The sequence below is a fragment of the Streptomyces sp. NBC_00820 genome (assembly GCF_036347055.1).
Taxonomy (GTDB): Bacteria; Actinomycetota; Actinomycetes; order Streptomycetales; family Streptomycetaceae; genus Streptomyces.
Window position 1 is genome coordinate 1,037,446 of sequence record NZ_CP108882.1, and the last position, 21,255, is coordinate 1,058,700.

Genomic DNA, 21,255 nt, shown 5'->3' on the forward strand with positions numbered 1-21,255 from the left:
CGGCCATGAGGGCCGGGCGTGCGGGGAGCGATGAAGTGGGCGCAGAGATCGTTCAGTTGGTGCAGCAGGCCGGTCCGTATCTGACCGCCGCGCTGGGCGCGTACGGCGGCACTGTGCTCAGCCGGGCGGAGGAGGCGGCCGCCGACGCCACCGCCGACCTGGGACGCAGGATCTTGCGGGCCGTCTGGTCCCGGGGCGACGAGAGTGAGCAGGCGACGCTGGAGGTCGCGGTCGACGAAGCGCTGCAGGACGCCGAAGACCCGGATGCCATGGCCGCCCTACGCCAGTTGATCAAGCGAGCGCTCCGGGACGACGAGGAGCTGCGCCGGGAACTGGCCGAACTACTGCCCGCTCCTTCCGGGACGGTGGTCATCACCGCGTCGGGCACCCGGTCGATCGCCGCCCAGCACATCGGCACCGCTGTGACCGGTGATGACGCGCGGGTCGGGGAGTGACCGCGGCCGAAGGAAGTGCCGCACAGGCCCACATCGAGGCATCGGGCCCCAGGTCCATCGCCGCGGGCACCATCGGCACCGCCATCACCGGCGATGTCGTACTGACCGCGGACGCCCTGAACGCGGCGCGTGACATCCAGGCCGCCCCCGGGTCCGGCAACCTCCCTCCGCGCCGGCTGTGCCTGGGGCGGGAGGACGAACTCGCCTGGGTCCGCGAGACGCTGGCGGACGGTGACGAGAACGCCGACGCGCACACGGCGGCGCTGTGCGGCCTGGGCGGCATCGGCAAAAGCACCGTGGCCCTCGCCTACGCCCACCAGTACCGTTCCGCGTACACGCTCGTCTGGTGGATCACGGCCGATTCACCGGCCCGCATCGAGCAGTCCCTCGCCGGCATCGCACTTCGCCTCTTCCCCACGTGGGCTGCGCGAGCATCGGACCAGGAGCGGATGCACTGGGCGCTCAACTGGCTGCAATGGCACCCGGGCTGGCTCCTGGTGTACGACAACGTCGAGAACCCGCAGGACCTGGCGCCCTGCACCGGCGCGCTCAACAGGGGGCATCACCTGGCGACCAGCCGGCGCGCCGTGGGCTGGCCGCGCACGGTTTCCACGCGGCCGCTGGGTGTTCTGTCCGCCGACGAGGCGGCAGACGTCCTGTGCGCTCACGCGCTGGACGGCGACGCGCCCACGGCCGGTCAGCGCCAGGAGGCTCGCGCACTGGCCGATGAACTGGGCTTCCTGCCACTGGCGTTGGAACAAGCCGGTGCTTACCTCCACCAGAATCCCACCATCGGCATCAGCGCCTTTCGCCGGCGTCTGGCCAAGAAGCTCGACAAGGCCGCCGACGGCATCGACCCTGAACGCACCATCGCGCGCGTCTGGACCCACACCCTGAGTGCGATAAAGGGGCGAAACCCCTTGGCCGTAAGGGTCTTGCGTACGCTGGCCTGGCTGGCCCCCGACAGCATTCCCGTGGCCCTGCTGGAGACGCCCGGAAATGATCCGGACGAGGTTGCCGAAGCCTTGGGCCTGCTGCGCGCCTACAGCATGGTCAGCCTGTCGCGAAACGGCGACAGCGTCAGCATGCACCGTCTCGTCCAGACAGTGCTCCGCCGCTCGACCACCACCGGCGCCGACGGCCGGCCGGAGGGCCGCGCCGAAGCGGAGGACGCGCTGCTCTATGCGCTGCCGATCCCCTCGGGGCCCGGGCTGCCGGTTCAATGGCACATATTGATGCCCCATTTGACAGCCCTCGCGGGCACTGCCCCGGCGAGCAGACAGAAGCGACAGGCCGTCAGCGCCTACCTCATCGCCGATCGCCATCTCAGCGATCAGGGGCTCGTCGCGCGCACGATTCCCCTTCGGGCAGCGGTCCTCTCGTACCGTGAGCAGTCCGAAGGGATCTCACACGAGAACACGATCTCCGCCCGTTGCGCACTGGCTCACGCACACGAATCGGCGGGAGACACGTCTCGCGCCATCTCGCTCTACAAAGACGCCCTCGGCGCGTGCGAAGAGGCGCTCGGGCACGAGCATCCCCACACACTGATGACTCGCGGAAACCTGGCCGGCGCTTATGAGACCGCGGGAGACCTGGCGCTCGCCACCACGTTGTACGAAGAAGTCCATGACCAGTGCAAGCGAGTGCTCGGCGAAAACCATTCCGAAACACTGACGATCCGGAACAATCTGGCGTACACCTACAGAGTATCCGGACAGGCGGGGCGGGCCGTCCCCATGTACGAGGACATCCTCGCCGAGAAGGTGAAACTGTTCGGGGAGGATCATGCCAGCACGCTCAATACGCGCAACAACCTCGCGACGGCGTATCAGTCGGCTGGGCGTCTGGACCGGGCCCTCCCTCTGCTGGAAGCCGTCGTGGCCCAGAGCGAGCGGGTCCTCGGGGAGACGCATCCCGTGACTCTGACCTTCCGGAACAATGTGGCATTCGGCTACGCGGAGATGGGCGACCTGGCGAGTGCCCTCCCGGTTCTGGAGACCGTGCTCGCACAGCGGGAGCAACTGCTCGGGGACCTGCATCCCGACACCCTGCAGAGCCGCAACAACCTCGCCATCATCTACCAGACGGCAGGCGATGTGACACGATCCGTTCCCTTGCTCGAGACGGTCGTCGCGCAGTACGAACAGGTGCTCGGTCCCGCCAATCCGAACACGCTCATCGGTCGAAGCAATCTGGCGGGCGGCTACATGCTGGCGGGACGACTGAACGAGGCCATCCGGGCCTGGGAGGTGACCGTCTCCCACGCGGAGCAGGTCCTCGGTCCCCTCAATCCCGACACCGTGCTTTTCCGGAACAATCTCGCCGACGCCTACCGCCGACGCGACGGCGGCAGCGCCTGAAGGTCCTCTCGCGCGACTGTCCCCCGGTCGGGAGCACGCGCTCAACGGCGGGACGTGTTCTGACGGAAGTGGTCGGCGTGCCGGTGGCGGGCGGGGACACGTCCACCTCGGCACCGTCACAGCCGCCGCCCTCGTCATCTGGCTCGGCTCGTGACCGAAACGACGGAATCCAACGGCGGCTGACCTGCCGGCGGAGGGCAGCCGAGGAACGGCGTTGCCTCAGTCCGCGGTGGTCATTAAGGTCGGCCGGGTGACTGCCGGGTCGGCCATGGGCCATGCACGAGTGAGGTTCCCGGCCTCGGCGTGAGCGCGAGGCGGGCAAGAAGCCCGCCCCCTTCTCCGTGCCCTTGCTCCCGGCGCCCGCGCGCGGCGCCCCTCCCAGCGGATCCCAAGCCCCGGAGACACACCACTGATGTCCTACGACTCGCCGTACCCGCACGAATCCGAACTGCCGGCGACCGCCGTCCAGCTGAACCACACCGCCGTCTACGCCGCCGACCGGCGCCTGTCCGCCGATTTCATCGCCGCGATCCTGGGCCTGAAGGTCGGCGCCCCGTTCGGGCCGTTCCTGCCCGTCGACCTCGGCAACGGCGTGACGCTCGACTACTACGAGAAGCGCGACGAGCCGATCCAGTCGCAGCACTACGCCTTCCTCGTGCCCGACGAGCAGTTCGACGCCGTGATCGCCCGCCTGGAGGCGATCGGGGTCACCTACTACGCCGATCCCAGCCACACCGAACCCGGCCGGATCAACCGTCTGTTCGGCGGTCGCGGCGCCTACTTCGACGACCCGGACCGCCACAACATGGAGATCATGACCAGGCCCTACGTCCGCCCCTAGCAGGACGCTTGGCAGTAATCCGCACGGCCCTCCCCGCCAAGCGGCTCGCCGACTTCCCGGCCTGGGGCCGCGAGGTGAGTCGCTTGGCGGCGCGGCAGAGTCCGGTCACCCCGGACGGTGCCACTGGTGCGCTGACCCGCCGGGCCTGCCGCCCAGCGCCGACGGCTGGGCGGTCTGGACGCGCGGGTACACGTTGCGGCGGGGCCTTCACAGCATTACCAGGGTGTACGGGTTCAGGCCGGAGACGCGGTTCCGGGCCGGGCACTGACCCAGGACCGGCTCGGGTTCAGGAAGCTGCCGATCTCCAGGTCCGCCAACGCCAGTTCGTGCTCCAGGGAGTCGTCGTCGACGGGCCTGGTGACCACCGATTGCGACCACTTCGAGCCGTCGATCTCGTAGTCGAGGGTGAAGGTCAGCATCTCGGACGACGCCTGGCGCAGGTCGCGCATGCTGATCGTGCACCCGTCCGCCACCTGCCGTACGAACGGCGGCTCGTCGACGTAGTTCCGCTCCGGCGGGTCCCGCTGGATGAGCACCTGCCCCTGGTCTTTCACGTGGGCCCGACAGATTCTGAGAAATGCCCGGGCCTGCTCGACATCCGGTTTCTCGATCAAATGCGACATCAGGAGAACCACGTCGAATCGGCGACCGAGCGCCAGGTCTTCGATCCTGGCTTCGACGGTCTCCGCACCTTTGATGTACGCCAGCATGGCGGGCGATTCGTCGACCGCGACCACTTCGTGGCCCAATTCCAGAAGGGGATGGGTGATTCTCCCCGCGCCCGCCCCCAGCTCCAGGATGCTCGCGCCCGCCGGAATCGAATCGTGGATCAGGCGCGGGCTCGAGCCGGCCGGCAGGCGGGCGTAGAACTCCACCGGAGAGCCGTCGGGGGAGAGGGAAAATTCAGTCTGTGTCATTGCCCCTGCCACCTAGGTAAGGCATTGGCTGTTGTTGTGCGGCGAGAAGAGACCGCAGCAATCTCCGTCCAGGTCCTCGTCGAACACGCCTTCCTCGATGGCTGGATGCTCTCCGGTCAGATCCTTGAAGTCCTGACTTCTCAGCGGTGGCCGGCCGGCGATCTCGATCACGCAGTCGGAGGTGATGAAATCGACGTGCACGTCGCAGGAGTGGACCAGGCCTCGTACCTGATTGCTCTGCCCGAAGCCTATATGCACGCTCGGGAATCGCTCGTTGAGGTGCGAGTTCAGGGAGATGAACCGCTCGATGCCGACGTTCGTGCCGAATCCCAGTTCGCCGACCCGATCGGCGTTCGGCAGCCGCAGGCAGCGTTCGATCAACTTGTTGACGGAAGGGTTGTCGCACTTGTAGTCCATCATGATGCCGTTTTCGATCTCGAACACGGCGGGGTGTTCGTGCAGTCGTGCGTCGAGCGTGGTGTACGCGGTCGAATTGAACGCACCGTCCGCGACGAGCGTGCCGCTTATCCGCGCGGGGTAGGTCGCCACCTCACCTGCGGGCAGGAGAACGAAGGCTCCCTCCCGGTGGAGCCCGCGGTTGCTCACCCAGCGGTAGCGCGCGGGGTCGAGCACGACATCCAGCTCGGATCCGGAGGACGTCCTGACCTTGAACCGCTCGGCGGACCGGAGACCGTGCAGGAGTCCGGCGTTGATGTTGTTCAAGGTGGCCGGCGACGTCGTCACGGCCTGCTTGAAGAATTCCGCACCGGTCATCACCGTCCGGAAGACTTCGATCCTCTTCCCGGAGAACGGCTCCAGTGCGTCGCGAATCGAGTCCGACGGCGCGACAATGTCGTATTCGATGCAGAGCACGACAAGCCGGTCCGTGATCTGGTCGAGGTCGAATTTCGCACTGCTGAGCGACTGTTCGATCGCGGCGGCGGACAGGCCTTCCAGGTCCATGACCATGGCGGGAATGCCGCGGATGTCCAGCTCAGTCGCGACCCAGGCGGCCGGTTCACGAGCGCTGCGCGCGTACAGCAGGAGTACTCGATCGTGATCCTCGAGATGGATGTACTGATCAAGCATCAGCGAGACGCCGCGCCAGACCTGTTCGTCGGGCCCACTATTTTCCATAGTATGAAAGCATCCCCAGGAAATAGACTCCAGCGCGGTGTGCGTGGCGCGCGCGAAGGGCTTTCAGTTTTCGCGCGCACCGCCGAGCAAGATCAGTCTTCGGTCTCCCACGCCGAGGTGAAGTTGACCGCTTCATTGTCGCTTCCCGAAAGAATGTCCACCGGAGCTGTCGCAGCGACCGGCGCCTCCCGGGTCAGCAAAGCGTTCAGCGTTGTCGCCACTCGCGCATTGCGGGTAGCTTCCAAAGTTTCGGTTGCCATCGAAACATCGCCTCCCAGCTAGTTTGACTGAGCACGCAAATTAACAACTGCCCATATTCCAGTCAAGATGGCCGCCCTTTTCGGTCCACTGCACAGGGTGGCATCAAGCCATCCTCAAGTGTCGCCAATATCCGTTTTGTGAATCGATGTCCCGGAGAGAGGTTCAGTCAGTGGGACAGCCGGGACCAGGGTGCGGAGGACGGCGAAGCACGGGCACGAGCACAAGTAGGACGGCGAGTGTCCCGGCGCCGGCGAGGACGAAAGTGGCGCGTGCGCCGACCAGGTTCACCGACAGGCCACCGGCGAGATAGGCGAAGCCCGCACCCAGTTGGGCGGCGGTCCCGAGGGTGCCGAACACGCGGCCGAGCATCGGGCGGGGCACGACGTCCTGGATGACGGTGTCGTAGCCGATGTTCTCCCCGGCGTTCCCCGCGCCGGCGAGCAACTGTGCCACCAGCGCGACGGCGAGGGCGGGAGCCAAACCGGTGAGCACCGTGCCGGCGCCACTCGCGGCGATGGCGACAACCAGCAGAGTCACTGCTGAACGCCCGCGGGCCAGTCGTGTGCACGCGACCGACGCCAGCAGCATTCCCGAGCCGAACGCGCTGGCGGCGAGGCCGTACCCGGCCGGGCCGCCGGCGAGCTGATCGCCGGCGAGGAACACCAGCGCCACGTTGTCCACGCCGGCGAAGGCGACGATGACGAACAGGGTGAGGATCAGGGTCCTGACCTGTCTGTCCGCCGCGACATAACGAAGACCCGCGGTCGCTTCGGCCCAGACTCCGGTGACTGCGGCGGGGTCGCGAGTCGGCTCCAGCACCGGGAGTCCGGTGAGCAGCAGTGCCGAGACGGCGAAGGTCGCGGCGTCGACTGCCAGCGCGGTGCGAATGCCTCCGGGTCCGGCCGCCAGCAGTCCGCCGAGGCCGGGACCGACAGCGAGTTGCAGGGTCCGGGCGAGCCCGAACAGGGCGTTGGCCGGGGCGCGATCGGGGGCGTCGACCAGGACCGGGACGAGACTGCGTCCGGCCGGGTTCCGGATGGTGGCCAGCGCCCCGGCGAACACGACGAGCGGGATCAGGATCGGCAGCGGCGGCAGGGTGGCGGCGATCACGCCGATGACGAGCGCCGAGGCCAGTTCGCAGCGCACCATCAACCGGCGGGTCGGGACGCGGTCGGCGAGCACCCCGGCCAGGGGGCCGGCAAGTCTCGGCAGCGCGTTCGCGAGCAGAAGCAGGCTCACCCCGACCGGCCCGTCCTGCCGGGCGGCGAGCAACACGAGCACCGTGGTGGTGATTCCGTCGCCGACGAACGACACCGCCCGCGAGGCACACAGTGCCCGAAAAGCCGGATTTCCCCGCAGCAGAGGGGTTCGTGGTGGAGACGCCACCGGTACCGGCGAAGGTTCGACCATGACCGTCAGGGTGCCGTACCCGGCGACGGGAGGACGTGGATTCGGTGCACACCGAATCCAGGCCTGCGATCGTGAGCCGTATGACGCTGGTGCTGAGGTTCGGGTCGGGTGACGCCGCGCGGTGCCGGTTCGCGGTGTCACCGCTGCAGGAAACGATGTCCGCGCTGCTGGTGCTGAACGCGCCGAGCCGTCACGCCTGGTACCTGCCATGGCTGCGTGACGTCCAGGACGTCGTCGCCGAGCTCGACCTGGGACTGCTCGGCGTCGCGGTGCCGGTGCGCGGGCACGGGCCGGATTTCCTGTGGCCGAGCCCGACCGGCCCGCTCACCACCATCGAGGACGATCTCGCCCAGGTCCAGGCCACCGATCCGGACGTCGTCGCCGCCGAACTCGCCGAGCACGCCCGCCGCCTCGACCCCCGTACGGTGCCCGCGCACCTGTACCGCGCCCTCACCGGGGACCCCGTGGAAGCCCGGGACAAGCTGGTCGCGCACCAGCGAGAGGCCTGGCGGACCCTGGTCGCACCGCTGTGGGACCGCGTCCGTGGCCTGCTCGACGCGGACATCACCACGCGCGCCCGGCAGCTGGCCGACGGCGGCCTGGAGGGGCTGTTCGCCAACCTGCACCGGCGGGCCAGGTGGGAGAGCGACGCCTTGCACCTGATCGGTCTCCGCCGCGGGCGTCTCGACCTGCGCGGCCGCGGCCTGGTCCTCGTCCCGACCGCCTTCGGCTGGCCGAACCTGGGCATCGGACCCACCAGCACCACTTCGGCCACACCCCCGGCCCTCGTCTACCCGATGCTCGGCGCCGCGCGGCTGTGGGACCCCGCCGCGCGGTCACCGGCGATCGCGCGGCTGCTGGGCGCCGGGCGCGCGGCCGTACTGGTGGAGACGGTCATCCCCAGCACGACCGGCGGCCTCGCCCGTCGGGTGGACCTGGCCCCGGCGACCGTTTCCCAGCACCTCGCCGTTCTCCGCGACGCCGGCCTTGTCACTGCTGAACGTCGCGGCCGCGAAGTGTTCTACCAGCAGACCCCGCTCGCGGCGGCACTGACTCGGGCATGCGCCTGAATTCGCCCACGGTCGGCTGGCCGGAGTTCTGTGCTACCCGGCAGCAACAACCCGGCCGGCCGTGACCTGAGGAGTGCCGGGAAGCAGTGTCGCAAGGTTGTCCCGTACGAATTCCGCCGCCCTCTTGACCGACTCTTCGGCCCCGGCCTGGTCTTCGAAGACGCTTGTGGAGACCATCACCCCATCCCCCGCGTCCACCCAGTAGTAGGCCACGAATCCGGAGACTTGGCGGAGCAGAGGAACGAATCCGTCGGCCACTCGGCGTCCCGCCTCGGCCGGATCGGTCACCCCTTCGTACCGCCGGACTACTGCATACATGGCTGATCTCCTCACGGATCCCAAGGTCACCTCACGCGAAGCGACATACCCCCACCACTCGTTTCTCGCTCGCGTGACGTTCGGGACACACCCGGATAGGCGCATGGGTGATCCAGCGGAACCATGCCGTGCCCTCTGGCCGTGGTCATACGCATCCCCGAAGAGCGGGCCTGTGGGGTACCACGGTCCGGAATTGTGGCCCGGGCCAGTTCCTGCACTTCCATCCGGCCCAACCAGCAAGGCACCTCGTAGGTGAGATCCCCCCACAGCTCCTCGGTGACGTTCACGCATCACCACAGACCCGCGTCGTTGACCGTGATGTCCAGACCATCGGCGACCGCCGTCAGTAGTAGTCCTCCCGCTTTCGCATATGCCCCGTGGGCTCGATCTCCTCACGGAGGAATGTGTACACCTCCTCCTCTCCGTCGATCAGCACGCCGTAGGCAGGAGGAGTCGCGTCGTCGGGCGGATCTGTAATGCCGAGGATGCCCCCGAGCTTGCCCTCCAGATCCGGCCCGTCGGAGGCCCGGAGCACGCGCACTTCCCCGTAGAACGGAAGAGTGTCCGACATCTTGAAGCCAGTCCTTTCTGATCACTTATGGGTTATCTCGCCGTCGAGAGACACATTTGAGGCGGCTACCATCCCTGCTGAGCCACCCCATCTTGGCCGGCGTTGCCTGGAACGTGTCTGATAGGTCGGTGACGGACCAGAAGGTCGCTCGTCCAGGGTTGGTGTGGGCGGGGTGATGTCAGTGATGGGGAGTGGCAGACGATGTACGACCGGCATCGCCGCTGGTCAGCGGACGGAACATGGGAGATGGTGTTTCGAGCCGTCCAGGCGGAGGCTGATGCCGAGGGGCGGATCGACTGGTCCGTGGTGAGCGTGGACTCCACCGTCTGCCGCGCCCACCAACACGCCGCCGGGGCCCCGTAGGAGGGCGCCGTTCGTGCCGGGCAGACGACGCCGTCCGGCCCAGCACCGGTCGGATGAGGCCCTGGGGAGGTCGCGCGGCGGCTTCACCTCGAGGTCGCGCGGCGGCTTCACCTCGAAGATCCATCTGGCCGGTGAGGGCGGTCGCGGTCCGCTCGCCTTCGTCATCACCCCGGGCCAGTGGGGCGACGCCCCACAGATGCTCGAGGTCCTGGCCCGCATCCGCGTGTCCCGGCCAGGTGGCGGGCACCCGCGCACCCGGCCCGAACACCTCTGCGCCGATCGGGCCTACAGTTCCCGCCGCAACCGCCGCTACCTGCGCCGACGCCAGATCAAGCACACCATCCCGGAGCCAGCCAACCAGAAGGCCAACCGCCGGCGCCGCGGAAGCAGCGGCGGGAGACCCACCGGCTTTGACCGTGGGCGGTATGCCCGCCGCAATGAAGTGGAACGAACGAACGACACGCTCAAGGCATTCCGCGCTGTGGCGATGCGGTTCGACAAGCGGGCGTACGTCTTTCACGGCACCGTCACCGTCGCAGCGATCCGGCTGTGGCTTCGGTCATGACCCTTGAGGGCAGTGTTCAGTTCTGCCAGAGGAACGCGGCCTCACCACAGGGTTGGCAGCTGAAGAGGTAACCGCGGCCCCCGCCGCCGAAGTTCGCCTTGGTGGCGAAGTCGTGGCCCTCTTCGAGCTCGGCCGTGAACGTCTTGCGGTTGGCGCAGGTCGGACAGTCGGGGGTCTCGTCGTCCTGGATCCAGTCGGGTTCACCGCCCAGCCGGCCCAGCACCGGCTGTTCAGTCGGCGTGTCAGCGGGATGGCCTCGTAGCGCGGTGACCGCACCGAGCAGTGTCGTGCCCTCGGCAGGGACAGCGGCTGGGGAGAGGTCGCCGTTGAACAGGAAGGCGCCGTTGGCACCGGCCGTGGCATCCCAGTCGTCACACAGGCCGGGGTCGTTCTGGCAGACGAACACCGAGAACACGCCGGTGCCGAGCGGCAGATGGGCGAGGAACTGCATGCTCCCACCACACTCACGGCACCCCGGCCAGACGAACTCATCCGGTACCAGCGGGACACCACCGGTACGCAGCACGGGCGCGTCAGCGGCGGCTTCTCCGTCGTAGATCAACAGCATGGCTACATGCCTAGGGCCGGCCCTGCAGCCAGAAGACCAGGGGCTGGGTTCCCGACATGACCCGTCGAACAGGCCCTAGCTTGCTCAGAGGAACGTCCCACTCGAACGGCTGCCCGGCGGTCCTGGACGGCCCCTTGATCCATTCAGTACCGAACCGATCCACACAACCCTTCCGAGCGCCACGGGGCAGGCCCGTGCTGACCGTCACTCTCTTGTCCGGGACGAAGCGGATGCGTCTCGCGTGGGGGCGCCCTGAGCCGCGAGCTCGGTCCTGAGGGGGTCGGCGCGCGCCTACCTGGAACGGAAGTCGGCCTACCTGCCGCCCTGGCTTGCAGTGCCGAGCCCATGTGGGCACTGTGCTCTCCCGCTCCGTTCAGGGAATCGGCGCGTTGATCGCGTTCCTGAGCAACATGCCACCCCGGCTACAAAAACCCGGCGGGAAAGCGTGGTTCGCCAGCGACCCAATGAACCGGACCGAGTTGAGCCCTTGGGTCAGGGGCCTGATCCGCTGAAGCGGGTAGGGCCCCTGAGTGGATTCGGGGGCCGTTGTCGGGGCCGTTGTCGGGGCCGTTCGATCGGGCGCCTCGATCACGAGAGGAACGGCCGGACCCCGGGTCCTCAGCCGTGCTTTGCCGACTGAGGACTCCCGTGCGTTCGGCGCGCTCAGCGGTACGTGAGCAGTCGGCGCCGTTCACCCGTGAAGTGGGTGTGGTCGTTGAAGGTGAGGAGGCTGGTGCCGGAGCTGCCGACGACGAGGGTGGTGACGGCGGCGTTGACCGTGACCCGGTTGAGGGCGACGACCCCTGTGGGCGGCAGGGACAGCAGGGCGCCGCAGAGGGCGGCGAGGACACCTCCCGAGGTGACGACGATCGCGTCGCGGCCCTTGGCGAGCGTGGTGGTCAGCTCGGTCAGCGCGGCTGTGATCCCGTTCTCGAAGGTGGCCCATCCGGCGGGGCCGGTCTCCTCCGTGTCCTCCATCCACGCCTCCAGCGCCCGGTCGAGCAATCCCTGCACGGCGCGGGAGTCCGCCTGGCCCGCCGGAACGGGGTCGGTGTAGCGAGCCAGGAGGGCGAGGTGGTCGTACTCGTTCCAGCGCGGATCTTCGCGCACGGGATCCGTGAATCCGGCTGCCTCCGCGAGGAGTTGGGCCGTGTCGCGTTGGCGGGTGAGGGTGCCGGTCATGAGGTGCGGGTCGCGCAGGCCGCGACGGGCGAGTTCCCGGCCGGCGGCGGTGGCCTGTTCGCGGCCGAGGTCGGACAGGGCGTCGTAGTCCTGTGCTCCGAAGGACGCCTGGCCGTGCCGGACCAGGGAGATGAGTGGCATGCGGGTGTCCCCTCTTGTCAGCTGCCGGCGCGGCGGATCGTCGAACGGCAGCGGCGGTCCAGGTAGTTGACCGCGAGCCAGAGGTGACGGAAGGCCGGGTTGCGGGTCTGCTTGTGGTGGTAGCGGTAGTAGATCTGCTGGACGATCACGGCGAGCCGGAACAGGCCGAAGACTTCGTAGAAGGCCCAGTTGTCGGCCGGCAGACCCATCCGGTCGCAGTACCGTTCGACGATCTCGGCGCGGGTGAGCATGCCGGGCAGGTGGCTGGGCTGGCGGCGGGTGGCGCGGGCCATGCGGTCGTCGTCGGCCTGCACCCAGTACGCGAGGGCGCTGCCGAGGTCCATCAGCGGGTCGCCGAGGGTGGCCATCTCCCAGTCCAGAACACCGGTGACGCGCAGGTCCGTCTCGTCGAGGACGAGGTTGTCCAGGCGCCAGTCATTGTGGATGACGCAGGTGGCCACGTCGTCGGGCTGGTGGTCGGCGAGCCAGGCCGTCACGCGCCGGAAGCTCGGCGTGTTCCAGGTGCGGGCCTGATCGTAGCGGCGGGTCCAGCCCTCGACCTGGCGGCGGACATAGCCGGTTCCCTTGCCCAGGTCTGCCAGTCCCGCGGCGACCGGCTCGACCTGGTGCAGGTCGACGAGCGTGTCGACGTAGGCTTCCGACAGGGCGCGGGCCCTGTCCGGGGGCAGGGTCATGCCGTGCGGGAGGCGGCCACGGAGGATCAGTCCGGGCACCTTGTCCATCACGTAGAAGTCGCCGCCGACGACCGACGGATCCTGGCACAGGGCGCGAACGGTGGGGACGTGCGGGAAGGCGGGCTTCAGCGCCTGCTGTACGCGGTACTCGCGGGCCATGTCGTGGGCGGATGACGCCTTCTTGCCGACCGGTGGGCGGCGCAGGATCAGCTCACGGTCGGTGTCCGGGTAGCGCAGCAGGTACGTGAGGTTCGACGCGCCGCCCGTGAACTGGGTGACCTCGGGCAGCCTATCGGGGAGCCCGTCCATCCGTTCCGTCAGCCAGGTGTGCACGCGTTCGACGTCGAAGGCGTCCTCGGCACGGACCGCGCTCCGGTTCTTGTCGTTAGCAATGTCGGGGTGGTTCGTGTGGTTCATCAGCTCGCCTTGGTCACGAGTCGCAGGGGCAGGTGGCGCATGAGGAAGCCCACGGGGACCCAGGGCCACGCCGGGACCTTCGCGTCGGCACCCTCGCGTTCGATGGCCTTCACCATGGCCCGTACGCCCTTCTCCGAGGAGGTCATCAGCGGCGTCTTCGCCGCGCCCGCGCTGAGGTCGGTGGCGATGTAGCCGGGGTGGAGGGTGGTGACGGCGATCGGGGTGCGGGTCGCGGCCATCTCGGCACGGATGCCCTCGGCGAGCGCGGAGAGGCCGGCCTTACTGGCCGCGTACGTGGTGAGGTTGCGGGGCATGCCGCGCATCGCGCTCATCGAGGAGATGACCACGAGGTGGCCCGCCCGCTGGTCGCGGAAGATCTCCATCGCCGCCTCGCACTGGGCGAGCGCGGCGGTGAAGTTGGTCTGGGCGGTCTGCAGGTTGGCGTCGAAACGGCCGGTGCCGATCGGCTGGCCCTTGCCGAGGCCGGCGTTGACGATCACCCGGTCCAGGCCGCCCAGGTCGGTGCGGAAGCCGCGGAAGACCTCGAAGACCTGGTCGTGGTCGTTCACGTCGAGCTCCCGCACGGTCACCTTGATGCCGGGGTGAGTGGCGAGCAGTTCTTCGCGCAGAACGTGCAGACGGTCGGTGCGCCGGGCGCACAGGGCCAGGTCCCGCCCCCGGGCGGCGAAGGCGCGGGCCATGCCCTCGCCGAGTCCCGAACTCGCCCCGGTGATCAGGATCTTCTTCCGGACGGTCATACCGTTCCCGCCTCCTGCCGGTCCTGTGCGTCGAGTTCCTGCCGGTCCTGTGCGTCGAGCTTCGCCGCGGTGCGCCGCCAGACCTTGGCGATCTGGCCGTCCACCAGCCGGGGCAGGAACCGCTTGAGGCGTGCGGCACGTCGGCCCTCCGGGTGGGTGAGGACCAGGAAGCGGCCCCCCGCCACCGCAGCGGCGACCCGCTCGGCCACCTGGTCCGCGCTCAGCTTGCCGCCCTGGATCATGCGGTCGGCGAGCTTGGCCAGCACGGGGTCGGGGCTGCGCATCCCGGCGCCGAGGTTGGTGCGGACGAAGCCCGGGCAGACCACGGTGGTGTGAATGCCGTAGGGGGCGAGTTCCTGGCGCAGGGTCTCCGAGAGGGAGACCACGGCGGCCTTGGAGACGTTGTACGAGGCCATGCCGGGCAGGTTCAACAGCCCAGCCATGGACGCGACGTTGACGACGTGCCCGCTGCCCTGCCGCTTGAACAGCGGGACGAAGGCGCGGCATCCGTTGACCGTGCCCTTGAGGTTGATGTCGAGGATCCAGTCCCAGTCTTCGGGTTGCAGGCGTTCGACCCGCCCGGCCGCCGCGACTCCGGCGTTGTTCACCAGGATGTCGAGGCCGCCCCATGTGGTCTCGCACCACCGCCGGGCCTGCTCCCAGTCGTCCGGCACGCGTACGTCCAGGCGGATGAACGACACATCGCCGGAAGGGAGTTCACTCGGCGCGTGCAGGTCCGCGATCAGGACTCGGCGCCCGGCGGCGGCGTACCGCTGGGCCAGGGCCCGGCCGAGGCCGGAGGCACCGCCGGTGATCAAGATGCGCTCGGTCATGACGTCTCCCGGTTTCGGTGGCGGGCGAGTTCGGTGCGGGCCACGACGCCGAGGTGCACCTCGTCGGGGCCGTCGGCCAGGCGCAGGGAGCGGGCGGTGGCCATGGCTCCGGCGAGCGGGAAGTCGTCGGACAGGCCGGCGCCGCCGTGGAGTTGGATCGCCATGTCGATCACCTCGCAGGCCATCGTCGGGACCGCGGCCTTGACCTGGGACAGCTCGCTGATCGCACCGATGGCTCCGGCGGTGTCGAGTAGCCACGCGGCGTGCAGGACCTGAAGCCGGGCCTGGTTGATCGCGATCCGGGCCTTCGCGATGCGTTCGCGGTTGCCGCCCAGGTTGGCCAGCGGCTTGCCGAAGGCGGTACGCGACAGCGAGCGGCGGCAGGCCAGTTCGAGGGCGTGCTCGGCGAGCCCGATCAGTCGCATGCAGTGGTGAATGCGGCCGGGGCCGAGCCTGCCCTGGGCTATCTCGAAGCCGCGGCCGGGCCCGGCGATCACCGCGTCGAGCGGCAGCCGGACGTCGGTGAAGGAGACTTCGCCATGGCCGTAGGGCTCGTCGAGGTAGCCGTACACCGGGAGCATCCGCTCGATGCGCACGCCGGGGGTGTCGAGCGGGACCAGCACCATGGAGTGGCGGGCGTGGCGGGGCGCCTCCGGGTCGGTCAGCCCCATGAAGATGACGAACCGGCAGTCGGGGTGCCCGATCCCGGTGCTCCACCACTTGCGTCCGTTGAGCACGACCGTGTCCCCGTCGACGACGGCGGTCGCGGCCATGTTCGCGGCGTCCGACGAGGCCACCTCGGGCTCGGTCATGCAGAACGCCGAGCGGATCTCGCCGCGCAGCAGCGGTTCCATCCAGCGGCGGCGCTGTGCGTCGCTGCCGTAGTGGAGGAGGACTTCGGCGTTGCCGGTGTCGGGGGCGTTGCAGTTGAAGATCTCGGGTGCGATGAGCGAGCGGCCCATCAGCTCGGCGAGCGGTGCGTATTCGACGTTGGTGAGTCCCGCGCCGTACGTGGTGTCGGGCAGGAACAGGTTCCACAGCCCTGCCGCCCGCGCCTTCGCCTTCAGTTCGCCGATCACCGGCAGGACGGCCGACCAGCGGTCCTCCTGGGCATGCAGTGCCGTGAGGTACTCCCGCTCGCGCGGCAGGATTTCCGACTCCATGAAGGCGCTTACGCGTTCGGCGTACTCGCGCGCCTTGGGTGAGTGGGCGAAGTCCATGTGCTTCCCATTCTTATCGAGCAATGCTCAGTAATTGCGACAGGGGTCTGTTACGCGACGGCCGACAGGCGCTCAGTGAGGTGTGCCGGCGAACTGCTCCACGACCCGCTCCAGGCTGCCCACGAGCAGCTCGACCAGGTCGGCCGTGGTGACCACCTCGTCGGTGGCGTCGACGGCCATCTCCTCGGCCATGGCCAGCCAGCCGCGCACAGCCAGCCGCAGCAGCGGCGTGGGGTCGGTCACGCCCGCCGCCTCCAGGACACGGTCGACGAGCGTGTTGCGGGTGTCCTCGAAGACCTCCAGGACCAGTTCGTCGCCGCCCGCGCCAGCCCGTACGAGCGCCACGTAGTTGCCCTTCCGGCGCTGCACGAACGACACGAAGCCGTCGACGATACCCCGCATCCGCTCCGTCGCGGCACCCTCCGCCGGAGCCTCGGCGTGCGACAGCACCCGACGTGCGGCCGCCTGTACGACCGCGACGTAGTAATCCCGCTTGGTCGGGAAGTAGCGGAAGAGCAGACCACGGGAGATCCCCGCCTCGGCGGCCACCTCGTCGATCGACATCTCGTGGATGGGGCGGGTCACCAGCAGGCGCAGGCCGATGTTGATCAGCTGCGTCCGGCGCTCCTCGGGCTTCAGTCGCACGCGGGTCGGTACGGACTTGGCGGTCATGGCGCGACCCTAACTTGTTGAGCAATGCTCGACAAGACTATTGAGCATCGCTCAGTGCATCCCTATGCTCAGCTGCCACCCGCAGGCGAAGACGCCTCCGCCGTGAAGGAGCTGCACGTGCCCACTGCCGACGTCAACGGCGCATCGATCTCCTACACCGACACCGGGGCACCCCCCGGAAAGCCCGACGCCCCCGCCGTCGTCTTCGGTCATGGACTGCTCTTCAGCGGCTGGATGTTCCACCCGCAGGTCGAGGCGCTCCGCCACGAGTACCGGTGTGTGACGGTGGACTGGCGCGGCCAGGGCGACACGCCGGCGACACCCTCCGGCTACGACATGGACACCCTCACCGGCGACGCCGTCGCCCTGATCGAACGGCTCGGCCTCGGGCCCGTCCACTACGTCGGCCTCTCCATGGGCGGCTTCGTCGGCCAGCGCATCGCGGCCCGCCACGGAGAACTGCTCCGCTCGCTCACGCTGCTCGACACGAGCGCGGACGAGGAAAACCCCGCCAAGCTCGGCCAGTACCGCCTTCTGGCCAACGTCTACCGGCTGACCGGAGCCCGGCCGGTCCTGGGGAAGGTGAAGGCCATGATGTTCGGCCCCACCTTCCTCGCCTCCCCCACGAGCAAGCCTGTCATCGACGAGTGGGTACGACGCCTGCGGCGCTGCGACCGGGCAGGCATACGCAAGGCCGTGTTCGGCGTCGCCGACCGGCCCCCTGTCCACGATGAGCTCGACCGCGTGTCAGCGCCCACCTTGGTCGTCGTCGGCGCCGACGACGTCGCCACACCGCCCGCCCGGGCGGAGCGCATCGCGGCCGCCATCGCCGGGGCCCGGCTGGAGGTGGTGCAGGGCTCAGGGCACAGCAGCACTCTCGAACAGCCCGCGGTCCTGACCACCTTGATCCGCGACTTCCTGGCCTCGGTCGACCACGACTGAGCACGCCGAGACGCCGACGGGTCCCCGGGGCGAGCTCTGCCACTCGCGCACAGCCGCCCCGCCGCCTTCACCCCTCCCCAGCCTCGAACTCCCCGCCACCCCTCGGACCGCTGCCCTCGACCAGGAAGAGCAGCAGGAAACCGCACCCCTGGTCGGGCCCGTCAAGTGGCAGACGCTCGGGAGCCATCCGGGAGCCGAACCACTCCCCAACCCCTTCCGGCGCCACACGAGACCACCCGGAATCATGCCCCTGACCAGCGCAGACGCGATGCGTACCGGCATGGTCGGCAACCGAACCTCATTCGGGACCAAGAGGTCGTGGGTTCAAATCCCGCCACCCCGACAGAGAAACACCAGGTCAGGCCCAGTGCTGAGAGATCAGCGCCGGGCCTGATTTGCTTTGCGGCCCTGTTTTGGGAGCCGACTTCGGGGAGCGGCTCCCAGCGAGAGGTGCTCCGCCTTCGAGTACACCGTGCGCTCCGCAAGAGTCACCCCACGGCTTGTGCCGAGGAGAGAACAGACGGTACGACGATCGACATGCACCGATGGTCTCCGTTAAATGACCGGCAACTCGCGCTCCTCACCCGCATCGGGGACGGAGCTGACCCTGTCACGTCGGACAGCCCCGAGTTCGCTCTCACCGCCCGCGCGCTCAAGGAGCGGCGCCTGATCACCCTGCCCAAGCAGGATGGGAAGTGGCAGGCGGAGATCACTGACGCGGGGCGCTTCTACCTGGAACACGGCCATCACCCGGACCGGCCTGAAACAGCTCAGCGCAGGCAGCGGTCAACAGACTCCGGCCAACGGACACGACTGGCCCCTCCCCCGCAGAAGCAAGTTACAGCCCCGTCCCCGACGAGGCCTGCGCCGCAGCGCGCCGCCAAGCCCCCACAGCCGTCGCCGGCGGAAATCGGAGCCGCCTTGATCGCGGAGGTACAGCAGGCTGGGCGGTTCCTCCGGATCCCCAACCCCAGCGACCAGGAGCGAGCCCGCTACCGCAGGGCGTTCGACGCGGCCCGGCAGTGTGCCCCCGAGGCATACAGCCTGAAGTACAGCGGGCGGGCGAAGGGGGACTTCTTCCTCGGCCTGCTCCGGGTGACCGGCGAAGACGAGACCGAGTGGAACCGTATCCGGCTGGCGCGCAGCCGTGTGATCACCGATGTCGAGGACGTGATCGCCGCAGTCAGCGCGGACCACAGCGCCTTCGAGATCTCGGAGGAGGCCCTCCCCCGGGTGCTCTCGCTGCTCCGGCTCCTCGCCGAGGAAGCCCTCGCACGCCACGGCGAGATCGCGGTGTCGAAGAAGCGCAGGCAGCCGAGGCCGCTGCTCACCGTCCACGGCAGGACGTACGAGGTCGGCTTCCGAGAACGGCAGAAGCCGGTCCGGTACGTCCCCAAGCAGCCGGGCCGCCGTACGTACGACTGGCAGCGTGTCACCCCAGCCCAGAAGTTCGAGCCGTCCGGCGAACTGGAGCTGCTGGTCAGCCAGCAATCGGGCTACAGCGACGGCTGGAAGAAGGAATGGGCCGACACGGCCAAGAAGCCGTTGGAGGATCAGATCGGTTCCGTCTTGCGGGCGTTGAAGGCTCGTGCGGAGGAGCAGGAGCGGGCTCGGCTGGAACGTGAGGCGGAGCAGCAGCGCCTGCGAGAGGAGCGGGAGCGGCAGGAGGCAGAGCATCGGCGCCTAGAAGCTGAGCGGGAGGAACGCGAGCGGCGCGAGTGGGAGGCCGCCGTCAGCGTGGCTTCGATCAAGGCGGTTCACGCAGTACGGGCCGAACACTTCGGTACGGCCCTTGAGCGGTGGCAGGCGGCAGGGGAGATCCGGACGTTCTGTGCCGCTCTGGATGAAGCCGCCGCGGCGTCGGAAGACAGCCTCGAAGCCGAGAGGCTGCGAGAGTGGTCGGCTTGGGGGAAGACGGAGGCCGACCGACTCGACCCCACCCTCAGCGGCAAGGGCTTGGCTTCCCTCAACTTCTATGCGGAGCCGACGGGAGATCAACTGCGGCCGTTCCTCGACGGCTGGCACCCACACCGGCCGGAGAAGGAGAAGAAGCCCGCTACACAGCCGGCACCGGCCAAGGTGGATCCAGATCCGTGGCGCGGTCTCATCGACGCACGTCAGGATCAAGGCTGGCGATATGGACGCCAAGGTCGCGCTCAATGGTGGAGGCGATGACGCCGTGACCGCGGTCGCGTAGGGCCTTGACCGCCTTCTCGACCAGCTCTCCGAGCCGGATGACCTCGGCGCGTAGGGCAACCAACTCGTCGTAGCGGTCGGCCTTGTCCTGGCCGCACCACGCCCGGACGGTTCGCAGGACGGCCGCCTCCGCGTCCAACTTGCGCTCGTCCCGCCGGCTGTAGGAGTACCAGGAGGGCTGCGCACGCTCCTGCTCGATGTCCTGCTGCTTGCGGTCCACCTCCGGAAGGATCTCGTCGGCGAGGCGGCCGGCCAAGTGGCGGGCGATGCGCTCGGTGACCGGCCACCCGGCCAGGCACATGCCGTGGCGGTTCTCGAACACCATGGTGTCACCGCGGAGTTCGGCGGCGTCCATGCCGATGAGCGGTGCAGTCTCGTCGAGGCGGCTCAGCTCCAGAACGCCTGCGTCCGCCACCGTTCGGCGCAGGCGCAGCCTGTTCTTTGGGCGAACGAATCCGAGAACCATGCGGGCGGCCTCAAAATCCGTGCTGCCCCGGACGTGGCGAGAGGACTCCACCAGTGTCAACTCCGCCGCGTCGTCCGCGCGGAACGTATCGACATCCGCCCACGGTGCTACGAGAGAGCCGGAACTGACCCACTCCTGCAGGCCGGCGGCATCGCCTTCGAGGAACCGCACGTGGATCCAGCCAGACCTGCCAGGGCCGCCCACTCGAACGACCTCCACCTGGCGCACCGCGCTACCCAGATCCTTCGGCCTCGCGCGGTACGCCCAGCGCTCGCCAATCTCCATGTACCTATTGAGCCAGGTCTGTTGGACCCATCACTGGGCGTTTGCCATAACTACAGGCGCAAGCTCCTCATCACCAAGGTGACGCCGCTCTGCGAAGCATCGCGCGAAATAGCTTCCCGGCAGGGACGCAAGGAGGCACAGGGGCACGTCCGGCCATCCGCGCTGTCCCTCGCAGCGTTTCTCACCGGACGACGCTCCCTCCACGTACGAGACTCAGTGGCTCGTCGACGAGTTCACCGGTCGGGGACTTGGTCGCGTTCCACCTGGAACCCGTGGCCCTCCTCCAGAGAGACCCTCACACATAGTCACAGGATGGTCACGAGGTGGAATATGCGGGTGATCAAGTGGCTGATCACCAAGAAAATGTCACTCTACGTTTGCCGGGAATATCCGGCGCCCTGTGTGCTGGGGAGCCTCAGTGGCGAGGGGGTGGGGAATGACTACTTACCGTTTCAATCCGCCGCCGGGTTGGCCTGTGCCACCCGCGGGATGGATGCCGCCGCCGGACTGGCGGCCCGACCCCTCGTGGCCCCCGATGCCGGCGGGATGGCAGCTATGGGTTCCTGAGGCCGAGTCCACCACTGACGCCCTCGCTGTCGGCCCTGCCAC

Annotated in this window: 21 protein-coding genes and 1 pseudogene; 7 read left to right on the top strand and 15 right to left on the bottom strand. The window is 68.5% G+C overall.

The window, feature by feature from the left end; all coding sequences use genetic code 11:
- Positions 1-35 precede the first annotated feature (35 nt).
- From OIB37_RS04825 to OIB37_RS04835, 3 genes are all read left to right on the top strand, one after another.
- Positions 36-455 carry a hypothetical protein gene (locus tag OIB37_RS04825; protein WP_330456261.1) on the top strand — a complete coding sequence of 140 codons (420 nt, stop codon included), beginning with the start codon at positions 36-38 and terminating at the stop codon, positions 453-455.
- Positions 452-2,818 (top strand): FxSxx-COOH system tetratricopeptide repeat protein, encoded by a 2,367-nt coding sequence (fxsT, locus tag OIB37_RS04830; RefSeq protein ID WP_330456262.1) that lies wholly within the window; start codon positions 452-454, stop codon positions 2,816-2,818. Before OIB37_RS04825 ends, fxsT begins: the two co-directional genes overlap by 4 nt.
- A 412-nt stretch (positions 2,819-3,230) precedes the next feature.
- Entirely contained in the window at positions 3,231-3,659 is a 429-nt protein-coding gene (locus OIB37_RS04835) for a VOC family protein (protein WP_330456263.1), read from the top strand.
- A gap of 233 nt (positions 3,660-3,892) precedes the next feature.
- Here OIB37_RS04835 and OIB37_RS04840 read toward each other — a convergent pair whose 3' ends face one another.
- The 4 genes from OIB37_RS04840 to OIB37_RS04855 form a co-directional block, all read right to left on the bottom strand.
- Positions 3,893-4,576 carry a class I SAM-dependent methyltransferase gene (locus tag OIB37_RS04840; RefSeq protein WP_330456264.1) on the bottom strand — a complete coding sequence of 228 codons (684 nt, stop codon included), beginning with the start codon at positions 4,574-4,576 and terminating at the stop codon, positions 3,893-3,895.
- 12 nt (positions 4,577-4,588) lie between these two features.
- A complete protein-coding gene (locus tag OIB37_RS04845; protein ID WP_330456265.1) occupies positions 4,589-5,713 on the bottom strand; it encodes a hypothetical protein in 1,125 nt (374 codons plus the stop codon).
- A gap of 92 nt (positions 5,714-5,805) precedes the next feature.
- Positions 5,806-5,973, bottom strand: coding sequence for a hypothetical protein (locus OIB37_RS04850; RefSeq protein WP_330456266.1), 168 nt, complete (start codon positions 5,971-5,973; stop codon positions 5,806-5,808).
- Between the two features lie 163 nt (positions 5,974-6,136).
- Entirely contained in the window at positions 6,137-7,384 is a 1,248-nt protein-coding gene (locus OIB37_RS04855; protein WP_330456267.1) for an MFS transporter, read from the bottom strand.
- Between the two features lie 80 nt (positions 7,385-7,464).
- Here OIB37_RS04855 and OIB37_RS04860 point away from each other — a divergent pair, with 80 nt between their 5' ends.
- Entirely contained in the window at positions 7,465-8,454 is a 990-nt protein-coding gene (locus tag OIB37_RS04860) for an ArsR/SmtB family transcription factor (RefSeq protein WP_330456268.1), read from the top strand.
- Positions 8,455-8,487: 33 nt separating this feature from the next.
- On the opposite strand, the gene OIB37_RS04865 is transcribed toward OIB37_RS04860, so the two are convergent.
- Together OIB37_RS04865 and OIB37_RS04870 are read right to left on the bottom strand one after the other, a co-directional pair.
- On the bottom strand, positions 8,488-8,772 hold the full coding sequence (locus tag OIB37_RS04865) for a hypothetical protein (RefSeq protein ID WP_330456269.1): 285 nt from the start codon (positions 8,770-8,772) through the stop codon (positions 8,488-8,490).
- A 343-nt stretch (positions 8,773-9,115) separates the two neighbouring features.
- Positions 9,116-9,343 (bottom strand): hypothetical protein, encoded by a 228-nt coding sequence (locus OIB37_RS04870; RefSeq protein ID WP_330456270.1) that lies wholly within the window; start codon positions 9,341-9,343, stop codon positions 9,116-9,118.
- Positions 9,344-9,529: 186 nt separating this feature from the next.
- Between OIB37_RS04870 and OIB37_RS04875 the strand changes: the two are divergent.
- A pseudogene (locus OIB37_RS04875) lies at positions 9,530-10,271 on the top strand (IS5 family transposase); the annotation flags it as partial.
- Positions 10,272-10,287: 16 nt separating this feature from the next.
- On the opposite strand, the gene OIB37_RS04880 reads toward OIB37_RS04875, so the two are convergent.
- The 8 genes from OIB37_RS04880 to OIB37_RS04910 all read right to left on the bottom strand — a co-directional run bounded on the left by OIB37_RS04880 (position 10,288) and on the right by OIB37_RS04910 (position 16,757).
- Positions 10,288-10,839, bottom strand: coding sequence for a hypothetical protein (locus tag OIB37_RS04880; protein WP_330456271.1), 552 nt, complete (start codon positions 10,837-10,839; stop codon positions 10,288-10,290).
- Between the two features lie 10 nt (positions 10,840-10,849).
- On the bottom strand, positions 10,850-11,194 hold the full coding sequence (locus OIB37_RS36260; RefSeq protein WP_443058112.1) for a polymorphic toxin type 17 domain-containing protein: 345 nt from the start codon (positions 11,192-11,194) through the stop codon (positions 10,850-10,852).
- Between the two features lie 308 nt (positions 11,195-11,502).
- Positions 11,503-12,162, bottom strand: a complete 660-nt coding sequence (locus tag OIB37_RS04885; protein ID WP_330456272.1) for a histidine phosphatase family protein — start codon at positions 12,160-12,162, stop codon at positions 11,503-11,505.
- A 17-nt stretch (positions 12,163-12,179) separates the two neighbouring features.
- The gene (locus tag OIB37_RS04890; RefSeq protein WP_330456273.1) at positions 12,180-13,274 is read right to left on the bottom strand and encodes a phosphotransferase family protein; all 1,095 of its coding nucleotides are present in this window, start codon (positions 13,272-13,274) and stop codon (positions 12,180-12,182) included.
- The gene (locus OIB37_RS04895; protein WP_330456274.1) at positions 13,274-14,032 is read right to left on the bottom strand and encodes an SDR family oxidoreductase; all 759 of its coding nucleotides are present in this window, start codon (positions 14,030-14,032) and stop codon (positions 13,274-13,276) included. Before OIB37_RS04895 ends, OIB37_RS04890 begins: the two co-directional genes overlap by 1 nt.
- Positions 14,029-14,865 carry an SDR family oxidoreductase gene (locus OIB37_RS04900; protein ID WP_330456275.1) on the bottom strand — a complete coding sequence of 279 codons (837 nt, stop codon included), beginning with the start codon at positions 14,863-14,865 and terminating at the stop codon, positions 14,029-14,031. Before OIB37_RS04900 ends, OIB37_RS04895 begins: the two co-directional genes overlap by 4 nt.
- The gene (locus tag OIB37_RS04905) at positions 14,862-16,085 is read right to left on the bottom strand and encodes an acyl-CoA dehydrogenase family protein (RefSeq protein WP_330456276.1); all 1,224 of its coding nucleotides are present in this window, start codon (positions 16,083-16,085) and stop codon (positions 14,862-14,864) included. The genes OIB37_RS04900 and OIB37_RS04905 overlap by 4 nt, the downstream gene beginning before the upstream one ends.
- Positions 16,086-16,157: 72 nt before the next feature.
- Positions 16,158-16,757 (bottom strand): TetR/AcrR family transcriptional regulator, encoded by a 600-nt coding sequence (locus tag OIB37_RS04910; RefSeq protein WP_330456277.1) that lies wholly within the window; start codon positions 16,755-16,757, stop codon positions 16,158-16,160.
- A 117-nt stretch (positions 16,758-16,874) separates the two neighbouring features.
- Here OIB37_RS04910 and OIB37_RS04915 point away from each other — a divergent pair, with 117 nt between their 5' ends.
- Positions 16,875-17,699, top strand: a complete 825-nt coding sequence (locus OIB37_RS04915) for an alpha/beta fold hydrolase (protein ID WP_330456278.1) — start codon at positions 16,875-16,877, stop codon at positions 17,697-17,699.
- 921 nt (positions 17,700-18,620) lie between these two features.
- Positions 18,621-19,874 (top strand): hypothetical protein, encoded by a 1,254-nt coding sequence (locus OIB37_RS04920; RefSeq protein ID WP_330456279.1) that lies wholly within the window; start codon positions 18,621-18,623, stop codon positions 19,872-19,874.
- Here OIB37_RS04920 and OIB37_RS04925 read toward each other — a convergent pair.
- A complete protein-coding gene (locus OIB37_RS04925; RefSeq protein WP_330456280.1) occupies positions 19,804-20,646 on the bottom strand; it encodes a PE-PGRS family protein in 843 nt (280 codons plus the stop codon). The two genes, OIB37_RS04920 and OIB37_RS04925, sit on opposite strands and share 71 nt — an antisense overlap.
- Positions 20,647-21,255 lie beyond the last annotated feature (609 nt).